The organism is Bradyrhizobium sp. cir1 (genome assembly GCF_014198245.1).
Lineage (GTDB): Bacteria > Pseudomonadota > Alphaproteobacteria > Rhizobiales > Xanthobacteraceae > Bradyrhizobium.
In genome coordinates, this window is the sequence record NZ_JACIHE010000028.1 from 39,996 (window position 1) to 57,238 (window position 17,243).

Genomic DNA, 17,243 nt, shown 5'->3' on the forward strand with positions numbered 1-17,243 from the left:
CGGACGCGGTCGAGCGGAGTTACTTGACAGGAGAATGGGTGCCGCGTGAACCGTAAGATGACTGATAGGGATCAACGGCTGCCTCGGTACCTTGCATAACGCTGTTCAGCTTACCTCTTGGAAGCAAACATCGCGGCACTTTGAACGAACGTCGGCAACGGGCCAGAAGCTGACGGCCGAGGTCAGGGTCCTCGCAGGTCTTTAACGAGTTTTGGAAGCAATCTTCCGTCTATCGAACCAGATGGCACGAATCCGCAGTCTTCTGCGCCCATCCGTCTATAGAAGGGTGCGGCGTCCGGATCCCCCTCGATCACAAGCTCGTCGGCGCCCACACTTGCCGCCCTTCCGCAGGCCCAAAGAAAGAGAGCCCTGCCGACACCACATCTCAGCGCGGTCGGCTCAACGAAAAGCTTGAGCAAGTCGGCTTCCTTTCCAATTACCTTGACCTGCGCGACGCCAACGATCCTCCCGTGCTCTTCCGCAACGACGATCGAGGTCGATCGCAATTCCAATGGATCAAAGGAGAGTTCGCGACGGCATGCCTCCATGAAGTCGTTGTCGTAACCCCATACTGCTTTCGACCGAAAACATAACGCTGAAAGCGCGGGTAGCTCTTCGACCGCTGGAGTTCGGATTAGGTACGGCATGCCGCCTCGGCTATGTTTGACTGGAGCATAGCAATTTGAGTGACCGATGTCCGCAATGGGTCATAAGCGGCCTTCAGCCGTCGTCGGCGGCCGGCTTTGGGGAAGGGCCAAATTCGGACTAGCTTTCGCGCACAGCCACTTTATGATTTGGGCGTTTTAATCGGTACTTGATCACTTTGTATTCCCCTGGGGGTCAACCGGATGCCTGCCAAAAGCATTCCGACTATAGGGATCATGATTGCTGGGACTGAGCGTCCCATTGAGGGCTTCAAGACAGGTCTCAAGGAACTCGGGCTTGTTGAAGGACAGACTGTCAGGTTCGAGCAGCGGGTTGCCAATGGCGAGCTTGCGAAGCTTCCCGCCTTTGCGGCGGAGCTGGCTAGCCTCAATGTCGATGTCATAGCATTGATTGGAGCTGTCACCGCTCGCGCTGCGCAAAAGGTGACGACTACTATTCCGATCATTTACTCGGTTGTGGTCGACCCGGTCAGCGACGGCCTCACCACAAGCATGGAAAGGCCCGGCGGCAACATGACTGGGGTGACGAGTTTCGACCCGAACCAGGCGAGGACGCACGTTGATCTGCTGCGGTCAGTTTCTCCTAAGCTCTCGCGCGTGGCAATTCTTAGCGACAGGGGCGTATCCGAGTGCATGTCCAACAGCAACGATCAAGCCATTAGAGAGCGCGGGCTCTCTTCGCAGATTTTGCGTGTTCTCGGACCCGAACCTGATCTTGATGGAGCCTTTGCGGCGATTAAGCGAGAGCAGGCAGATGGTTTGATTGTTGTCGAAGAGCCGATCATTGGTCCGAACCGCATGCGAATCGCGCAAACGGCCGTGGCCCTGCAGCTTCCGACAATTTTCCCGAGGGAGATGGCTGACGCAGGCGGCCTCTTCAGCTACGGCACGAGCCTCCGTACGGCCACCCGGCATATGGCACAGTACGTAAAGAACGTTCTCGATGGCGAGAAGCCGGGCGAGATGCCGATCCGTACATTGTCCGCACACGAATTGGTGGTGAACTTGCAGACCGCTGCAACACTTGGACTCACTGTGCCGGCGGACGTGCTCGACAGAGCCGTCGAGGTGATTCAATGAAGTCTGAGTCTGCTTCGCGTCAAAACCCGCAATGCTCTGATCAAACATAAGACTTTTGCTCACCCCCCAAGATGCCGACATCGGGACCTTGCGAGTCCGCGCCCTACTACGCCTGCTTGGCGTCGGCCTCTTCGCTGGTCTGGATCAGGTCGAGGCTCGCTTCGATCTTGCCGAGCAGGGTCGAGAGCGCCGGTTTGAGGCTCAATCGGCAATTCCGGTCCGACCTTTTCTTCGGATACGTTCAGCCTCTGAGACGGGTGGCTGGAGTTGTGTCAACGAGTGCCGGCAGGATCCCTACAAGCAACGATATCGCGAGGAGATTTTCGAGCCGCCAGCTCCGGCGGAGAGAATACCGCCAGGTATCCTCCGTCCCCTGCGAGCTTATGTGTGGCGACCTCGCGATAGCCGACGGCAGTCAATTCGCAGCGCAAGAGCTCAATTGGCGTGCCATGCTTCGACGTCGGAAGCTCAAGATCGACAATTCCGACCCGCGCACCCTGCTTCAAGGCGGGCGCGAGATTGTAGAGGAAGGCATAGGGTTGGGCTATCTCGTGATACATATGCACAAGGATTGCGGCATCCAGCGAGGAAGCGGGCAGACGCGGATCGTGTGGTTCGCCGAGCGCGAATTGCACGTTCGTCAACTTCAGACGTTCTGTTCGCCTGGCGAGTTCCATGAGGTAATCCCGCGTGACGTCCTGGGCGACGACAGAGCCGGCGGGTGCGACGAGGTGCGAGAGCCTGACCGTGTGGTAGCCATCGCCTGCTCCAATGTCGCCGACTGTCATGCCTGGTTTCAGTTCAAGCATACGTGCGATTTGACCCGCCTCATCGAGGGCATCGCGGTGCTCTTCAGCGGAGCGGCGGGGGCTGACGATTCTTGCAACAGGACGCTGTGGTGAGGGAAACTCGTTTGCAGCGACTCCAGGGGGAGCCAGATGACCTATGTCAGCGGCGTATGCGCGAGTTGCGGCAAGCGCCACAAGGAGCATCGCTATATAAGCCAGTGCCGTCACGGCCCTACAAGCTTCCTCAACCGGACCCCAAAAAGCCGACGTCCGCGGCTCTATGAGTCCCTAATACGACTGCTTCGCGTCGGCCTCTTCGCTGGTCTGGATCAGATCGAGGCTCGCTTCGATCTTGCCGAGCAGGGCCGAGAGCTGCTTGCGCTCCTGCGCGGAAAGGCAGGCGAGAATCTCGTCCTCACGCCGCAGCAATTGCGGGAATAGCTCTTCGTAGAGCGCGCGGCCCTTCTTGGTCAGTTGCAGGCGGAATTCGCGGCGGTCGGCTTCGTTCTCGACGCGCTCGATGAGTTGCTCGTTGAGCAGCGTGGTGACCGCGCGGCTGATGGTCGATTTGTGCGTGCGGGTGCATTGCGAGATGTACTGCGCGCTGCAGGCATCATTGCGGAAGCCGAGCGTCGCGATGACGCGCCAGGCTGGAATGTCGAGGCCGTGGCGCTCCTGATATTCGACCGAAAGCGCGGCGCTGACTTCCGCCGCCAGCCGGTTGAGACGGAACGGAACGAACTTGAACAGATCGAGCCGCGCCTTCGGCCGCGCCAAGGCCTCGTCGGCCTGCGGTGTCTTCAGCGCGATGTCGCTGGATGTCCTCGCCAAGGCTGCGCTCCGAATTCCAGTTGACGGCCGGCCGGCTCCGGTTCAAAATAGTTGCACATGAGACTATCTAGCAGATCAGTCGTCTTCTGACCAGAGCCGAGGTTAGTGTATGGCGCCGGCCAATACGCATCAGGCCAAAACCCAGTTCGGCTATCGCCGTCATCCCGATCAGGACCGCCCCGGGCCAAGCCCGGCGGAGCATCCGGTCGTGATTGTCGGCGCCGGTCCGGTCGGCTTGTCGCTGGCGATCGATCTCGCCCAGCGCTGTCAGCGCGTCGTCCTTTTGGACGATGCCGACCGCATCGGCGAGGGCTCGCGCGCGATCTGCTTCTCGAAACGCTCGCTGGAATATTGGGACCGGCTCGGCGTCGGCGACCGCATGGTCGAGAAGGGCGTGGTGTGGAGCGTCGGCCGGATCTTTCACGGCGAGTCGCAGCTCTACCAGTTCAATCTCCTGCCGGAAGACGGCCACAAGCGGCCGGCCTTCATCAATCTCCAGCAATATTACGCCGAGGCCTATCTGGTCGATCGCATCAACGAGCTGCCCGAGATCGACCTGCGCTGGCGCAACAAGGTGACGGCGCTGGAGCAGCGCAACGATTCCGCCCTGCTGACGATCGAAACGCCGGAGGGCGCCTATCGCCTGAATGCGCAATATGTCATCGCCTGCGACGGCGCGCGGTCGTCGCTGCGGCAGATGGTCGGTGCGGAATTTGCGGGTCAGGTGTTCGAGGACCAGTTCCTGATCGCCGACGTCAAGATGACCGCGGAATTTCCGACCGAGCGCTGGTTCTGGTTCGACCCGCCGTTCCATGCCGGGCGTTCGGCGCTGCTGCACCGGCAGCCCGACGATGTCTGGCGCATTGACCTCCAGCTCAATCGCTATGCCGATCCCGTGCTCGAGAAGAAGCCGGAGAACGTGCGGCCGCGCATCGCGCGCATGCTCGGCCACGACAAGTTCGAGTTCGAGTGGATCTCGCTCTACAAATTCCAGTGCCGCCGGATGGACCGCTTCATCCATGGCCGCGTGATCTTCGCCGGCGACTCCGCGCACCAGGTCTCGCCCTTCGGCGCGCGCGGCGCCAATTCCGGCCTTGAAGACGCGGAGAATCTGTCCTGGAAGCTCGATCGCGTCCTGCGCGGCAAATCGCCCGCGAGCCTGCTGGAGAGCTATCATCTCGAGCGCAGCATGGCCGCGGACGAGAACATCCGCGAGTCGACGCGCTCGACCGATTTCATGGCGCCGAACTCGCATCAGGAGGCGCGGCTGCGCAAGGCGGTGCTGTCGCTGGCCAAGGAGACCGAGTTCGGCAAGCGCATGGTCAATGGCGGCCGGCTCTCGGTGCCTTGCAGCTACGATACGCCGCTGTCGTCGCCCGATGCCGATGCGTGGGCCGGCGGTCCCTGTCCCGGCTGTTCCATGCTCGATGCGCCCGTCGCCGAGCGGGGCTATCTGACGGATGCCTTCCGCAGAGGTGGAACAGACTTCACCCTGCTGTCGTTCAGCAATGGTGTGGCGTTCGATGCGCCCGACGGCGTCAAGGATATCCGCATCGGCGGCGAGGGAGGACTTGGCGATCCCTCTGGTCTCGTCGCAAAGCGCTACGACGCAGAGCCGGGCGCAGCCTATCTGCTCAGGCCCGATGGTTACGTTGCGGCGCGCTTCCGTCATCCGACGCGCGAGGCAATCGCGGCGGCATTGTCTCGGGCCGAAGGGCTGAATTGAGGTCTCGCATGCCGCTTTCAACCAGCTCGAACTTCGCGCGCCCCGACGATGCCTTCCGCGCCATCGTCGAGGCGCATCGCGGTCTCACGGAGGAGCAGAGCGCCGACTTCGATGCGGCGCTGGTGCTGATCCTCGCCAATCATATCGGCGACATCGACGTGCTGCGCGAGGCGATCGGGCTCGCCAGGCGCCGCATGATCGACGGACAGCAACAACAACAGCAACAACAATAACCTCGTAAGGACGAATTGATGGCGAAGAACTTCGCATCCACCGGCGATCTCTCCGAGAAGAAGATCACCTTCTCCGAGATCGGCACCGATCTCTATGCCTTCACCGCCGAGGGCGATCCCAACACGGCCGTGATCGTCGGCGACGACGGCTGCCTCGTGTTCGACGCGCAGGCGACGCCGGCAATGGCGAACAAGGTGATCGAGCGCGTGCGCGCGGTCACCGACAAGCCGATCAAATATGTCGTGCTGTCGCACTATCACGCCGTGCGCGTGCTCGGGGCCTCCGCCTACAAGGCGCAAGGCATCGTCGCCTCGCAGGAGACCTATCGTCTCATCGAAGAGCGCGGCAAGCAGGATTGGGATTCCGAATACGGCCGCTTCCCGCGCCTGTTTCAGGATGCCCAAAGCATTCCCGGCCTGACCTGGCCGACGCTGACCTTCGAAGGCGAGATGTCGATCTATCTGGGAAAACGCGAGGTGCGGCTGATGCAGTTAGGGGCGGGCCACACCTCGGGCGACATCGTCGCCTGGGTGCCGGATGCCGAAGTCATGTTCTCCGGCGACCTCATCGAATATCACTCGGCCTGCTATTGCGGCGATGCGCATTTGCGCGAATGGCCGATGACGCTGAACGAGATCCGCAACTTCAATCCCAAGGCGATCGCGCCGGGGCGCGGCGATGCGCTCAAGGGCACGGCCACCGTGCGCGAAGCGATCGCGATGACGCGCGACTTCGTGACCTCGCTCTATGGCGCCGCCGAAATCTCGGTCGCCAAGGGACGCACGCTGAAGGAATCGATGGCGGCGACGCGCGAAGTGATGGATCCGAAATTCTCGAGCTTCGCCATTTACGAGCACTGCCTGCCGTTCAACGTGTCGCGCGCCTATGACGAAGCGTCGGGGATCGACGACCCCGTGATCTGGACCGACAAGCGCGACCAGGAAATGTGGGCCGCCTTGCAAGGAGGAGGATAGTCATGAACATCAATACCTCGCCTGACCAGATCGTTCGAAGCTCGGCCCAGGTGACGCCAGGCTACATGTCCGGCTTCGGCAACAGTTTTGAGACCGAGGCGCTGCCGGGCGCGCTGCCGATCGGGCGCAACTCGCCGCAGCGCTGCGCCTACGGGCTCTATGCCGAGCAGCTCTCGGGCTCGCCCTTCACCGCGCCGCGCGGCACCAATGAGCGCTCCTGGCTCTATCGCATCCGTCCTTCGGTGAAGCATTCGGGGCGCTTCGAGAAGGTCGATGCCGGACTGTGGCGCTCGGCGCCGTGCCACGAATACGACCTGCCGATCGCGCAGTTGCGCTGGGACCCGACGCCACTTCCGAAGGAGGAGATCACCTTCGTCCAGGGCGTGCAGACCATGACGACCGCCGGTGACGTCAATACGCAGGCCGGCATGGCCGCGCATGTCTACCTCATCACCAAGTCGATGGTGGACCAGCACTTCTACAATGCCGACGGCGAGCTGATGTTCGTGCTTCAGCAGGGTAATCTTCGCCTCGTCACGGAGTTCGGCCGCATCGACGCCGAGCCCGGCGAGATCGTGGTGATCCCGCGTGGCGTCAAGTTCCGGGTCGAGATCCCGAACGGTCCGGCGCGCGGCTATCTCTGCGAGAACTACGGCGGCGCCTTCACGCTGCCGGAGCGCGGCCCGATCGGCGCCAATTGCCTCGCCAATGCGCGCGACTTCCTCACGCCGGTTGCGTATTACGAGGACAAAGACACGCCGACCGAGTTGTTCGTGAAATGGGGCGGCTCGCTGTTCAAGACCACGCTGCCGCATTCGCCGATCGACGTCGTCGCCTGGCACGGCAATTACGCGCCCTACAAATACGATCTGCGCGCCTTCTCGCCGGTCGGCGCGATCGCTTTCGACCATCCCGATCCCTCGATCTTCACCGTGCTGACCTCGCCGTCGGAGACCGCGGGCACGGCGAATATCGACTTCGTGATCTTCCCCGAGCGCTGGATGGTCGCCGACAACACCTTCCGTCCGCCCTGGTACCACATGAACATCATGAGCGAGTTCATGGGGTTGATCTACGGCGTGTACGACGCCAAGCCGCAGGGCTTCGTTCCCGGCGGCATCTCCTTGCACAATTGCATGCTGCCGCACGGCCCCGACCGCGACGCCTTCGAGCATGCCAGCAATGGCGAACTGAAGCCGGTCAAGCTGACCGGCACCATGGCCTTCATGTTCGAGACCCGCTATCCGCAGCGCGTCACCGCACATGCCGCGAAGTCCTCGACGCTGCAGGACGATTACGCCGATTGCTGGAAGGGACTGGAGAAGCGGTTCGACCCGAACAAGCCGTAGTCTTGCTTACCCTCCCCTGGAGGGGGAGGGTCGCTCGCGTCAGCGAGCGGGGTGGGGTGACAGTCTCTCCATTGAGGCGGTGCCCGAGTGGAGAGATCACCCCACCCCGTTTCGCATTCCGCTCCGCTTCATGCGAACCGACCCTCCCCCTCCAGGGGAGGGTAAGAGAGTCCAGCATCAGCATTTGTGTCGGGAGAAACATGCCCCACCCCAACGATCCCAGCCTCCGCTCCTTCATCGACGTCGATCCCGCCTCGGACTTCCCGATGCAGAACCTGCCCTATGGCGTGTTCTCAACCGCGCCCAATCCGACGCCGCGGGTTGGCGTGGCGATCGGAAACTACGTCCTCGATCTCTGGGAGCTCGAGCAGGATTCCCGGCTCGATGTCGGCCCGCTCGGCGTGTTCTCCGGCGCCTCGCTCAATCCCTTCATGGCGCTGGGGCCGAAGGTCTGGACGAAGACGCGGGCGCGGATCAGCGAGCTCTTGCGCGCGGATCATCCTGAGTTGCGCGACAACGAGGAGCTGCGCGGCCGCGCGCTCGTGCCGATGCGCGATGCGAGACTGCATCTGCCGTTCGCAGTCTCCGGCTATACCGATTTCTATTCGTCGAAGGAGCATGCGACCAATGTCGGCGTGATGTTCCGCGGCAAGGACAACGCGCTGCAGCCGAACTGGCTGCATATGCCGATCGCCTATAACGGCCGCGCCTCCACCGTCGTGGTCTCCGGCACCAAGGTGAAGCGGCCGCGCGGGCAACTGAAGCCGCCGAATGTGGAGCTGCCGAGCTTTGCGCCGTGCAAGCGGCTCGATTTCGAGCTGGAGATGGGGGCCGTGATCGGCCAGTCCTCGCCGATGGGCGGCATGCTGAGCGAGAGCCAAGCCGAGGAGATGATCTTCGGCTTCGTGCTGCTCAACGACTGGAGCGCGCGCGACATCCAGCAATGGGAATATGTGCCGCTCGGCCCGTTCCTCGCCAAAGCGTTCGCGACCTCGATCAGCCCCTGGGTGGTGACGCGCGAGGCGCTGGAGCCGTTCCGCCTGAAGGGACCGGAGCAGGAGCCGGTGCCGCTGGATTATCTGAAGCAGGCCAAGCCGCAGAACTACGATGTCGAGCTCGACGTGTCCTTGCGCGCTGCGGGCGCCAATGCGCCCGCCAGCATCAGCCGCACCAATTTCAAGTACATGTACTGGTCCTCGGTGCAGCAGCTGATGCACCACGCCTCAAGCGGCTGTGCCATGAATGTCGGCGATCTCTTCGGATCCGGCACCATCTCCGGCCCCGAGAAGAACCAGCGCGGCAGCTTGCTCGAGATCAGCTGGAACGGCACTGAGCCGGTGGAATTGCCCGGCGGCGCCAGGCGCTCGTTTCTGGAGGATGGCGACAGCCTCGTTATGCGCGGCTGGTGCCAGGGCAACGGCTATCGCGTCGGCTTCGGCGAGGTCGAGGGGACGATTGTGGCGGCGGAGTAGCCGACGGCGCCGCCACAACCTCCGTCATTGCGAGGAGCCCTTGCGACGAAGCAATCCAGGCTGCTTCCGCGGATGCATTTCTGGATTGCTTCGCTGCGCTCGCAATGACGTGGAGAGAGCCTACCGCTTCTCCGGCGGCACGTCGTGCACCCGCGCACAATGCGCCGCGATGTCCTCCGCGCTGTACTTCAGATGCACCCGCTTGTCCGACGGCACCTGTTTCGTCGTGCACACACCCGGCCGCCATTCCTGCGTCGGCCTGATCGGGCGCGGCGCAAAGCCGCCGCCGCAGTTCGGGCAGACGTTGAAGAGTTTTGTCTCGACGCAGTCCGCACAGAACGTGCATTCGTACGAGCAGATCCGCGCATCCGTTGCATCAGGCGGCAGGTCGCGGTCGCAATATTCGCAGTTCGGTCGCAGCTGGAGGGCCATGGCTGAATCTCCGAAAGTCAGGCCTGGATCATCACAGACGGCGCGTGACGCGCGAAGGCCGTAGTTCCCTCGATTTCAGCCAGCCTTCAAATCCGTCAGCGGCAGCTTCGAGCTTTCCTTCAGACGGTCGAGCACGATCGAGGAGCGCACATGCGCGACGCTCTGATGCGGCATCAAGACGTCGTTGACGAGGTTGGAGAGGCCCTTGAGATCGCGCAGCACGGCCTTGAGCACATAGTCGGCATCGCCCGTCAGCGAGTACGCTTCCTGGATCTCGTCGATCCGGTTCACCAGCGCGCGGAAGCGTTTTGAGTTGTCGGGCGAATGCGTCGCGAGCCCAACCTGGATGAAGGCGATCACGCCGAAGCCGAGTGCCTCGCTGGAGAGATCGGCGTGATAGCCCGATATCACCTTCTCCTCCTCCAGCCGCATCCGCCGCCGCGAGCATTGCGAGGCGGAGAGGCCTGCGAGGTCGGCCAGCTCCTGGTTGGTGAGGCGGCCGTCGTCCTGCAGTGCGGTCAGGATCTTGAGGTCGAAGGCGTCCACGGAAATCATGCGTGTTCTGTCCAATTGATGCACGGATCGTGCACATAATAGCCAAATGCAATCCCGTTTGCACGCTCCTTGCGCGTCCGATGAAGGATAGTTCCTCCCCGGCAGCCATTTGGGAGAGCAGCATGGGTCCGTTTCCGCACGATGCACCGCCGGCCACTGTTAGTGCCGACAATCCGATGGGCACCGACGGCTTCGAGTTCGTCGAATATGCGCATCCCAATCCGGAAGAGCTGCACGCTTTGTTCAAGCTGATGGGCTATGCGCCCGTCGCGCGGCATAGAACCAAGAAGATCACCGTCTATCGCCAGGGCGACATCAACTATCTCGTCAACGAGGAGCCGGGCACCCACGGCTATGAGTTCGTCGCCGCGCACGGCCCCTGCGCGCCGTCGATGGCGTTTCGCGTGGTCGATGCCAAGGCGGCCTATGACCGCGCGATTGCGCTCGGCGCCGAGCCGGCCGATGTATCATCCGCGCAGAAGACGCTCGATGTGCCCGCGATTAGGGGTATCGGCGGCAGCCTGCTGTATCTGGTCGATCGTTATGGTGCGAAGGGTTCGGCCTATGATGCCGGGTTCGAATGGCTGGGCGCGCGCGATCCGCAGCCGGTCGGTGCCGGCCTGTTCTATCTCGATCACCTCACCCACAACGTTCATCGCGGCCGCATGGACGTCTGGGCCGGCTTCTACGAAAAGCTGTTCAACTTCCGCCAGATCCGTTTCTTCGACATCGAGGGCCGCGCCTCCGGGCTGTTCTCGCGGGCACTGACCAGCCCGGACGGCAAGATCCGGATTCCGATCAACGAGGACGCCGGCGATTCCGGCCAGATCGAAGAATATCTGAAGACCTATCGCGGCGAGGGCATCCAGCACATCGCCTGCGGCTGCCGCGACATCTACCGCACCATCGAAGGCCTGCGCGAGGCCGGCCTGCCCTTCATGCCGTCGCCGCCAGACACCTATTTCGAGAAGGTCGACATGCGCCTGCCCAAGCATGGTGAGGATATCGCGCGGCTGCAGAAGAACGGCATCCTGATCGACGGCGAAGGCGTGGTCGAGGGCGGCCAGACCAAGGTGCTGCTGCAGATCTTCTCGGCCAACGCGATCGGCCCGATCTTCTTCGAGTTCATCCAGCGCAAGGGCGACGACGGCTTTGGCGAAGGCAATTTCAAGGCCTTGTTCGAATCGATCGAGGAGGACCAGATCCGGCGCGGCGTGTTGAAGGTGGGGAACGCGGCGTAGGGCGCTGCACGATAACCACGCTCGCGCGTCATCCAAGGCCGTCGTCCCGGATCAGCGCTCCGCTCCGCTCGCTTGTCCGGGACGACAGTGGAGATGTTGGCGAGAGCATCCCTACTTCGCCGCCTTCCATTCCTTCGTCACCGCGGCGATCTCCGCCGCTTCCGGCTCCCGCACCGCCGACGGCGTCCGCGAGAATCTCGGCGCCGGTGCCGGCTGCTTCACGCCGTGGCGTTCGACGAAGACGTTGCGGGCGACCATGTGCGGATGCTCGGTGGCTTCCGACATGGTCAGCACCGGCGCGAAGCAGATGTCGGTGCCTTCCATGATCTTGCACCAGTCCTCGCGCGTCTTGCTCTTGAACACCGCCTTCAGCTTCTCCTTCAGCGCCGGCCAGGCCTTGCGCTCCATCTGCGCGTCGAAATCCGCATCCGTCAGCCCCGCATGCTCGCGCAGCAGCGCGTAGAACTGCGGCTCGATCGAGCCGATCGAGACGAAATGGCCGCAGGCGCATTCATAGACGCCGTAGAAATGCGCGCCGCCGTCGAGGAAGTTCTGGTTGCGCCCCTCGGTCCAGCGGCCGATCGTGGTCATGTCGAAGAAGAACGACATCAGCGAGGCCGCGCCGTCGCACATCGCGGCGTCGACCACCTGGCCCTTGCCGGACTTCTGCGCTTCCAGCAATGCTGCGAGCACGCCGACGACGAGATAGAGCGCGCCGCCGCCGAAATCACCGACCAGGTTGAGCGGCGGCACCGGCGCTTCCTTGGTGCCGATCGCGGCGAGCGCGCCGGTGATGGAGATGTAGTTGATGTCGTGGCCGGCGGCGTTCGCGAGCGGGCCTTCCTGGCCCCAGCCGGTCATGCGGCCGTAGACCAGCTTTGGATTGCGCGCGAGCGCCACGTCAGGGCCGAGCCCGAGCCGCTCCATCACGCCGGGACGAAAGCCTTCGACCAGCGCATCGGCGCTGGCGAGCAGGTCGAGCACCTCTGCGATCGCCGCCTTGTCCTTGAGGTCGAGCTCGATCACCTTGCGGCCGCGGCCCGCGACCGACTTCATGCTCTTCTTCGCGCCGACGCGGTCGAGCGTGACGACGTCGGCGCCCATGTCGGCCAGCATCATGCAGGCGAACGGGCCGGGGCCGATGCCCGCGAATTCGACGATGCGGAAGCCCGAGAGCGGGCCGGAGGTGCGGACGGACGAGCCTTCTGATTTTTCTTGGGCGGGTTTATCGAGCACGTTGTTGTTTCCTCGGGTCGCGGGCGAATGCCGGTGATCCGGCCAGCGCCTCTGACGTTGCTCTTGGTGGCGAGTTAATCGGCTGATTAACTTTTCTCGCCTTCACGCCAGCGAGGCAAGCGGTTTTCATGCCGCATGGCCAAATAAAAGCGGCGCGCACCGAAGTGCGCGCCGCGGAAAATTTGCGTCGAGGCGCTGGAGCGCTCTATTCGAGCATGATCTTGCCGGAAAACCGCTTCACACTTTTCCGGATCATGCTCAGCCCGCAGCAGCCACCGCACGCTGCGCCATCACCTTGACGAGGTTGGCCCGGTACTCCGACGTGCCGTGGATATCGGACAGAAGTCCGCTCGCCGGAATGCTGACGCCGTCGATCGCCGAAGGCGACCAGTTCGCCTTGAGGGCGGTTTCGATGGCGCCAACCCGCATCACGCCGCTTTGTGACGCGCCGGTCACGGCCACGCGAACGTCGCCCGACTTGGTCTGGGCAACGAACACGCCGGTGAGTGCAAAGCGCGAGGCGGGATGTGGGAATTTTGCGTAGCCCGCTTTCGCCGGAATCGGGAACGAGACGGCGGTGATGATCTCGCCGTCCTCGAGTGCCGTCGAGAACAGGCCTTTGAAGTAGTCGTCCGCGGCAATCGAGCGCTTGTTGGTCTTGATCGTCGCGCCCAGCGCCAGCGTCGCGGCCGGATAGTCCGCGGCGGGGTCGTTGTTGGCCAGCGAGCCGCCGATCGTGCCGCGATAGCGCACGGCGGGATCGCCGATCAGCGAGGCCAGATAGGCGAGCGCGGGAATCGCCTTCTTCGCGGCGTCGCTGGTCGCCACATCGTAATGCGGCGTGGCGGCCTTGATCGTCAGCGTGTCGCCGGAGGCCTCGACGCCGATCATGTCCTTGATCTTGCCAAGGTCGATGACGTCGGACGGGCTGGCGAGCCGTTGCTTCATGACAGGCAGCAGCGTCTGCCCGCCAGCGAGGAATTTGGCTTCGCTGCTCTTGCCGAAGAGGTTGGCGGCCTCGTCGACCGAGGAGGCGCGATGATAGGTGGTCTGGTACATCTTCGTTCCTCCTCTTTAAGCCGCGTGGATCGTGCGCCACACCCGGTCAGGGGTCGCGGGCATTTCCAGATTGTTCTTGCCGATCGCATCCGTGATTGCGTTGATCACGGCCGCTGACGCCCCGATCGCGCCGGCCTCACCGCAACCCTTGATGCCTAGCGGATTGCCCGGGCATAGCGTCGTGGTGTGGGACAGGTTGAAGGAGGGCACATCGTCGGCGCGCGGCATGGCGTAGTCCATGAACGAGGCCGTCACCGGCTGGCCGTTGGCATCGTAGATCGCGTGCTCCAGCAATGCCTGCCCGATGCCTTGAACCAGGCCGCCATGGACCTGACCCTCGACGATCATCGGATTGATCAGCCGGCCGAAATCGTCGGCCGCGACGAAGTTGACGAAGGAAGTCTTGCCGGTGCCGGGATCGACCTCGAGCTCGCAGATATAGGTACCGGCCGGGAAGGTGAAGTTGGTCGGGTCGTAGAAGGCGCTTTCCTTCAGGCCGGGCTCCATTCCGTCAGGCAGATTGTGCGCGGTGTACGCCGCGAGTGCGACCATCGGGAAAGCGATGGCCTTGTCGGTGCCGGTCACCTTGAACTCGCCGTTCTCGATGACGATGTCGGCCTCCGACGCCTCCAGCGCATGCGCGGCGATCTTCTTGGCCTTGGACTCGACCTTCTCCATGGCCTTCAGGATCGCGGTGAGGCCGACGGCCGCCGACCGCGAGCCGTAGGTGCCCATGCCGAACTGCACCTTGTCGGTGTCGCCATGCACGATCGAGACCTGGCTGATGGGGACACCCAGGCGATCCGCGACGAGCTGGCAGAACGTCGTCTCGTGACCCTGGCCGTGGCTGTGCGAGCCCGTCAGGATCTCGATGGTGCCGACCGGATTGACCCGCACCTCGGCCGATTCCCACAGGCCGACGCCGGCGCCCAGGCTGCCGACCGCCTTCGACGGCGCAATGCCGCAGGCCTCGATGTAGCAGGACACGCCGATGCCGCGCAGCTTGCCCTGTGACTTTGCCTGGGCCTTGCGTGCGGCGAAGCCGGCATAGTCGATCGCCTTCATCGCGGCGTCGAGCGAGGCATTAAAGTCGCCGGTGTCATAGGCCATGATCACGGGCGTCTGGTGCGGGAACTGGGTGATGAAGTTGATCCGGCGCAGCGCGGCCGGATCGACCTTCAATTGCCGCGCCGCCGTCTCCATCAGACGTTCGATCAGGTAGCTCGCCTCGGGGCGGCCCGCGCCGCGATAGGCGTCGACCGGCGTGGTGTTGGTGTAGACCCCGATCACCTCGGCATGGATCGCCGGGATGTTGTACTGGCCCGACAGCAGCGTCGCATAGAGATAGGTCGGCACCGACGAGGAGAACAGCGACATGTAGGCGCCGAAATTGGCGTAGGTCTTCACCTTGAAGCCGATGATCTTGTTGCTGGCGTCGAACGCCATCTCGGCATGGGTGACATGGTCGCGGCCATGCGCGTCGGTGAGGAAGGCCTCGGTGCGGTCGCCGGTCCATTTCACGGGGCGGCCGACCTTCTTCGAGGCCCACAGCGTCACCATTTCTTCGGGGTAGATGAAGATCTTCGAGCCGAAGCCGCCGCCGACGTCGGGCGCGATCACGCGCAGCTTGTGCTCGGGGGCGATGTTGTAGAACGCCGACAGCACGAGGCGGGCGACGTGAGGGTTCTGCGACGTCGTGTAGAGCGTGAAATGCTCTTCCGCCGCGTCGTATTCGGCGATCGCCGCGCGCGGCTCCATCGCGTTGGGGGCGAGGCGGTTGTTGGTGACGTCGAGCTTCACGACGTTGGCGGCCTTCGAGAAGGCGGCATTCACCGCGCCCTCGTCGCCGATCACCCAATCATAGACTTGGTTGCCGGGAGCCTCGGGATGAAGTTGCGGCGCGCCGGCCTTGATGGCGGCGTGGACGTCGGCAACCGCGGGAAGCTCCTCATAATCGACGACGACAGCTTCCGCCGCGTCGCGCGCGAGGTTCTTGTTGTCGGCGATCACGACGGCGACGGCCTGGCCGACGAAGCGCACCGTCTCCGGCGCCATCGCCGGCCAGGCGCCCATCTTCATCGGGCTGCCGTCCTTGGAGGTGATGGCCCAGCCGCAGATGAGGTTGCCGACCTTGTCGTCGACGAGCTGCTGGCCCGTGAGCACCGCGACCACGCCCGGTATCTTCAGCGCGGCGGAGGAGTCGATCCCCTTCACCTTGGCGTGCGCATGCGGGCTGCGGATGAAATGGGCATGGGTCATGCCCAGCAATTTGATGTCGTCCACGTACCGGCCCTTGCCGGTGATGAAACGCTTGTCTTCCTTGCGCACGACGCGCGCGCCGATGCCTTCAACACCCATGTCTGGTCCTCCCGACCGGAAATTTCCTTGACCGCGCTGTCCATCGACAGCTGCGGCGGTGGTTCTGCTTTCGAGGCGCGCCGCTTACTCGGCCGCCTGCGAGACCTTCATGCGGCCGGCTGCATCCAGCACGGCCTTGACGATGTTGTGGTAGCCAGTGCAGCGGCAGATATTGCCCTCGAGCTCGTGGCGGACGGTGGCCTCGTCGAGCTGTCCGCCATAGCGATGCACGATGTCGATCGCCGACATGATCATGCCCGGGGTGCAATAGCCGCACTGCAGGCCGTGATTGTCGCGGAAGGCGGCCTGCATCGGGTGCAGCTCGTCGCCCTTGGCGATGCCCTCGATGGTGGTGACGGTGGCGCCGTCGGCCTGGCCCGCCAGCATGGTGCAGGATTTCACCGCGCGGCCGTCCATGTGCACGACGCAGGCGCCACACTGGCTGGTGTCGCAGCCGACATGGGTTCCGGTCAGGTTGAGGTGATCGCGCAGCAGATGGACCAGCAGCGTGCGGTCCTCGACATCGACAGCCACGGCCTTGCCGTTCACTGTCAGTTTGACTGTAGACACGTGAGTACCTCCCGGATGTTTGTAGTTATTCTAATTAGAGACAGCGCGAACGAAACTTTGCAACTGGGTTTTTGCCGACCGCGGTCATGGAAGGGTCATGGTGGCTGCCACCGCAGGCGCGATTGGTCACGACGCTCCGCGCCGCCGCGGGTGCGACGTTGCAGGGAGCTCCGGAAAGGATGGTGCTTGGTCTGTGATGGCGCGTTCGACCGCCCTGGCGCGAAACGTTCCTGGCGCGAAACTTCTCGGACGTCGGGCGCCTTGCGCGTCGTTTCTCCCTTGATGCCTCGTTCGTTGTCACGAATAGGAGCACGCGCTTACGCCCTTGTAATCGCGATCTTGGTAGTAGGTAGTGGCGAGCTAAGTCATTGATTTTACTTACGGCGATGCAGCAAACCGTTGCCGACAGGCTGCGCCGGCCGCGTGTTGCGACTCGAACAGTCCACTCCGTCATTCCGGGGCCCGAGCGAAGCGAGGGAGCCCGGAATCCATCGAGCGTCAGAGTAGGTGGACGGATGGATTCCGGGCTCGCGACCATCGGGCCGCGCTTCGCGCGGACCTGTTGGTCGCGCCCCGGAATGACATTGAATGAATGAGACGCGGCAAGGCAGGACTAGTACTTCCTGGCGATTGATCGCAGCCGGGCGTCCCCCTAGTCGAACCTCACAAGCAA

General features: G+C 63.2%; 16 protein-coding genes and 1 pseudogene. 7 read left to right on the forward strand and 10 right to left on the reverse strand.

Annotated elements, in window-relative coordinates; translation table 11 throughout:
- Positions 1 to 182: 182 nt before the first annotated feature.
- On the reverse strand, positions 183 to 647 hold the full coding sequence (locus GGD63_RS34460; protein ID WP_183248910.1) for a GNAT family N-acetyltransferase: 465 nt from the start codon (positions 645 to 647) through the stop codon (positions 183 to 185).
- Positions 648 to 848: 201 nt separating this feature from the next.
- On the opposite strand from GGD63_RS34460, the gene GGD63_RS34465 reads away from it, so the two are divergent.
- Positions 849 to 1,745 (forward strand): ABC transporter substrate-binding protein, encoded by an 897-nt coding sequence (locus GGD63_RS34465; RefSeq protein WP_183248912.1) that lies wholly within the window; start codon positions 849 to 851, stop codon positions 1,743 to 1,745.
- 106 nt (positions 1,746 to 1,851) lie between these two features.
- Here GGD63_RS34465 and GGD63_RS34470 read toward each other — a convergent pair.
- The 3 genes and pseudogenes from GGD63_RS34470 to GGD63_RS34480 all read right to left on the reverse strand — a co-directional run.
- Positions 1,852 to 1,932 (reverse strand): annotated as a pseudogene (locus GGD63_RS34470) (MarR family transcriptional regulator); the annotation flags it as partial.
- Between the two features lie 85 nt (positions 1,933 to 2,017).
- A complete protein-coding gene (locus GGD63_RS34475) occupies positions 2,018 to 2,737 on the reverse strand; it encodes a methyltransferase domain-containing protein (RefSeq protein ID WP_183248971.1) in 720 nt (239 codons plus the stop codon).
- An 84-nt stretch (positions 2,738 to 2,821) separates the two neighbouring features.
- On the reverse strand, positions 2,822 to 3,364 hold the full coding sequence (locus tag GGD63_RS34480) for a MarR family winged helix-turn-helix transcriptional regulator (protein WP_183248914.1): 543 nt from the start codon (positions 3,362 to 3,364) through the stop codon (positions 2,822 to 2,824).
- A 109-nt stretch (positions 3,365 to 3,473) separates the two neighbouring features.
- Here GGD63_RS34480 and GGD63_RS34485 point away from each other — a divergent pair, with 109 nt between their 5' ends.
- From GGD63_RS34485 to fahA, 5 genes are all read left to right on the forward strand, one after another.
- The gene (locus tag GGD63_RS34485) at positions 3,474 to 5,090 is read left to right on the forward strand and encodes an FAD-dependent oxidoreductase (RefSeq protein WP_183248916.1); all 1,617 of its coding nucleotides are present in this window, start codon (positions 3,474 to 3,476) and stop codon (positions 5,088 to 5,090) included.
- Positions 5,091 to 5,098: 8 nt separating this feature from the next.
- A complete protein-coding gene (locus GGD63_RS34490; protein ID WP_018646238.1) occupies positions 5,099 to 5,323 on the forward strand; it encodes a DUF2783 domain-containing protein in 225 nt (74 codons plus the stop codon).
- A gap of 18 nt (positions 5,324 to 5,341) precedes the next feature.
- Positions 5,342 to 6,298: an MBL fold metallo-hydrolase gene (locus GGD63_RS34495; protein WP_145831645.1), complete on the forward strand. Its 957-nt coding sequence runs from the start codon at positions 5,342 to 5,344 to the stop codon at positions 6,296 to 6,298.
- A 2-nt stretch (positions 6,299 to 6,300) separates the two neighbouring features.
- A complete protein-coding gene (hmgA, locus tag GGD63_RS34500; RefSeq protein WP_183248918.1) occupies positions 6,301 to 7,647 on the forward strand; it encodes a homogentisate 1,2-dioxygenase in 1,347 nt (448 codons plus the stop codon).
- Between the two features lie 200 nt (positions 7,648 to 7,847).
- On the forward strand, positions 7,848 to 9,119 hold the full coding sequence (fahA, locus tag GGD63_RS34505; RefSeq protein ID WP_183248920.1) for a fumarylacetoacetase: 1,272 nt from the start codon (positions 7,848 to 7,850) through the stop codon (positions 9,117 to 9,119).
- 120 nt (positions 9,120 to 9,239) lie between these two features.
- Here fahA and GGD63_RS34510 read toward each other — a convergent pair whose 3' ends face one another.
- Positions 9,240 to 9,551 carry a DUF1272 domain-containing protein gene (locus GGD63_RS34510; RefSeq protein WP_183248922.1) on the reverse strand — a complete coding sequence of 104 codons (312 nt, stop codon included), beginning with the start codon at positions 9,549 to 9,551 and terminating at the stop codon, positions 9,240 to 9,242.
- A gap of 75 nt (positions 9,552 to 9,626) precedes the next feature.
- Positions 9,627 to 10,106 carry an Lrp/AsnC family transcriptional regulator gene (locus tag GGD63_RS34515; protein WP_183248924.1) on the reverse strand — a complete coding sequence of 160 codons (480 nt, stop codon included), beginning with the start codon at positions 10,104 to 10,106 and terminating at the stop codon, positions 9,627 to 9,629.
- Between the two features lie 122 nt (positions 10,107 to 10,228).
- On the opposite strand from GGD63_RS34515, the gene hppD reads away from it, so the two are divergent.
- Positions 10,229 to 11,347, forward strand: coding sequence for a 4-hydroxyphenylpyruvate dioxygenase (hppD, locus tag GGD63_RS34520; protein ID WP_183248926.1), 1,119 nt, complete (start codon positions 10,229 to 10,231; stop codon positions 11,345 to 11,347).
- A 111-nt stretch (positions 11,348 to 11,458) separates the two neighbouring features.
- On the opposite strand, the gene GGD63_RS34525 is transcribed toward hppD, so the two are convergent.
- The 4 genes from GGD63_RS34525 to GGD63_RS34540 form a co-directional block, all read right to left on the reverse strand.
- Complete coding sequence (locus GGD63_RS34525) at positions 11,459 to 12,583, reverse strand: CaiB/BaiF CoA-transferase family protein (RefSeq protein ID WP_183248927.1); 1,125 nt, start codon at positions 12,581 to 12,583, stop codon at positions 11,459 to 11,461.
- Between the two features lie 258 nt (positions 12,584 to 12,841).
- Entirely contained in the window at positions 12,842 to 13,642 is an 801-nt protein-coding gene (locus tag GGD63_RS34530; protein WP_183248929.1) for a xanthine dehydrogenase family protein subunit M, read from the reverse strand.
- A 15-nt stretch (positions 13,643 to 13,657) separates the two neighbouring features.
- Positions 13,658 to 16,000 (reverse strand): xanthine dehydrogenase family protein molybdopterin-binding subunit, encoded by a 2,343-nt coding sequence (locus tag GGD63_RS34535; RefSeq protein ID WP_183248931.1) that lies wholly within the window; start codon positions 15,998 to 16,000, stop codon positions 13,658 to 13,660.
- Positions 16,001 to 16,084: 84 nt separating this feature from the next.
- Positions 16,085 to 16,570 (reverse strand): (2Fe-2S)-binding protein, encoded by a 486-nt coding sequence (locus tag GGD63_RS34540; RefSeq protein WP_183248933.1) that lies wholly within the window; start codon positions 16,568 to 16,570, stop codon positions 16,085 to 16,087.
- Positions 16,571 to 17,243: the final 673 nt, after the last annotated feature.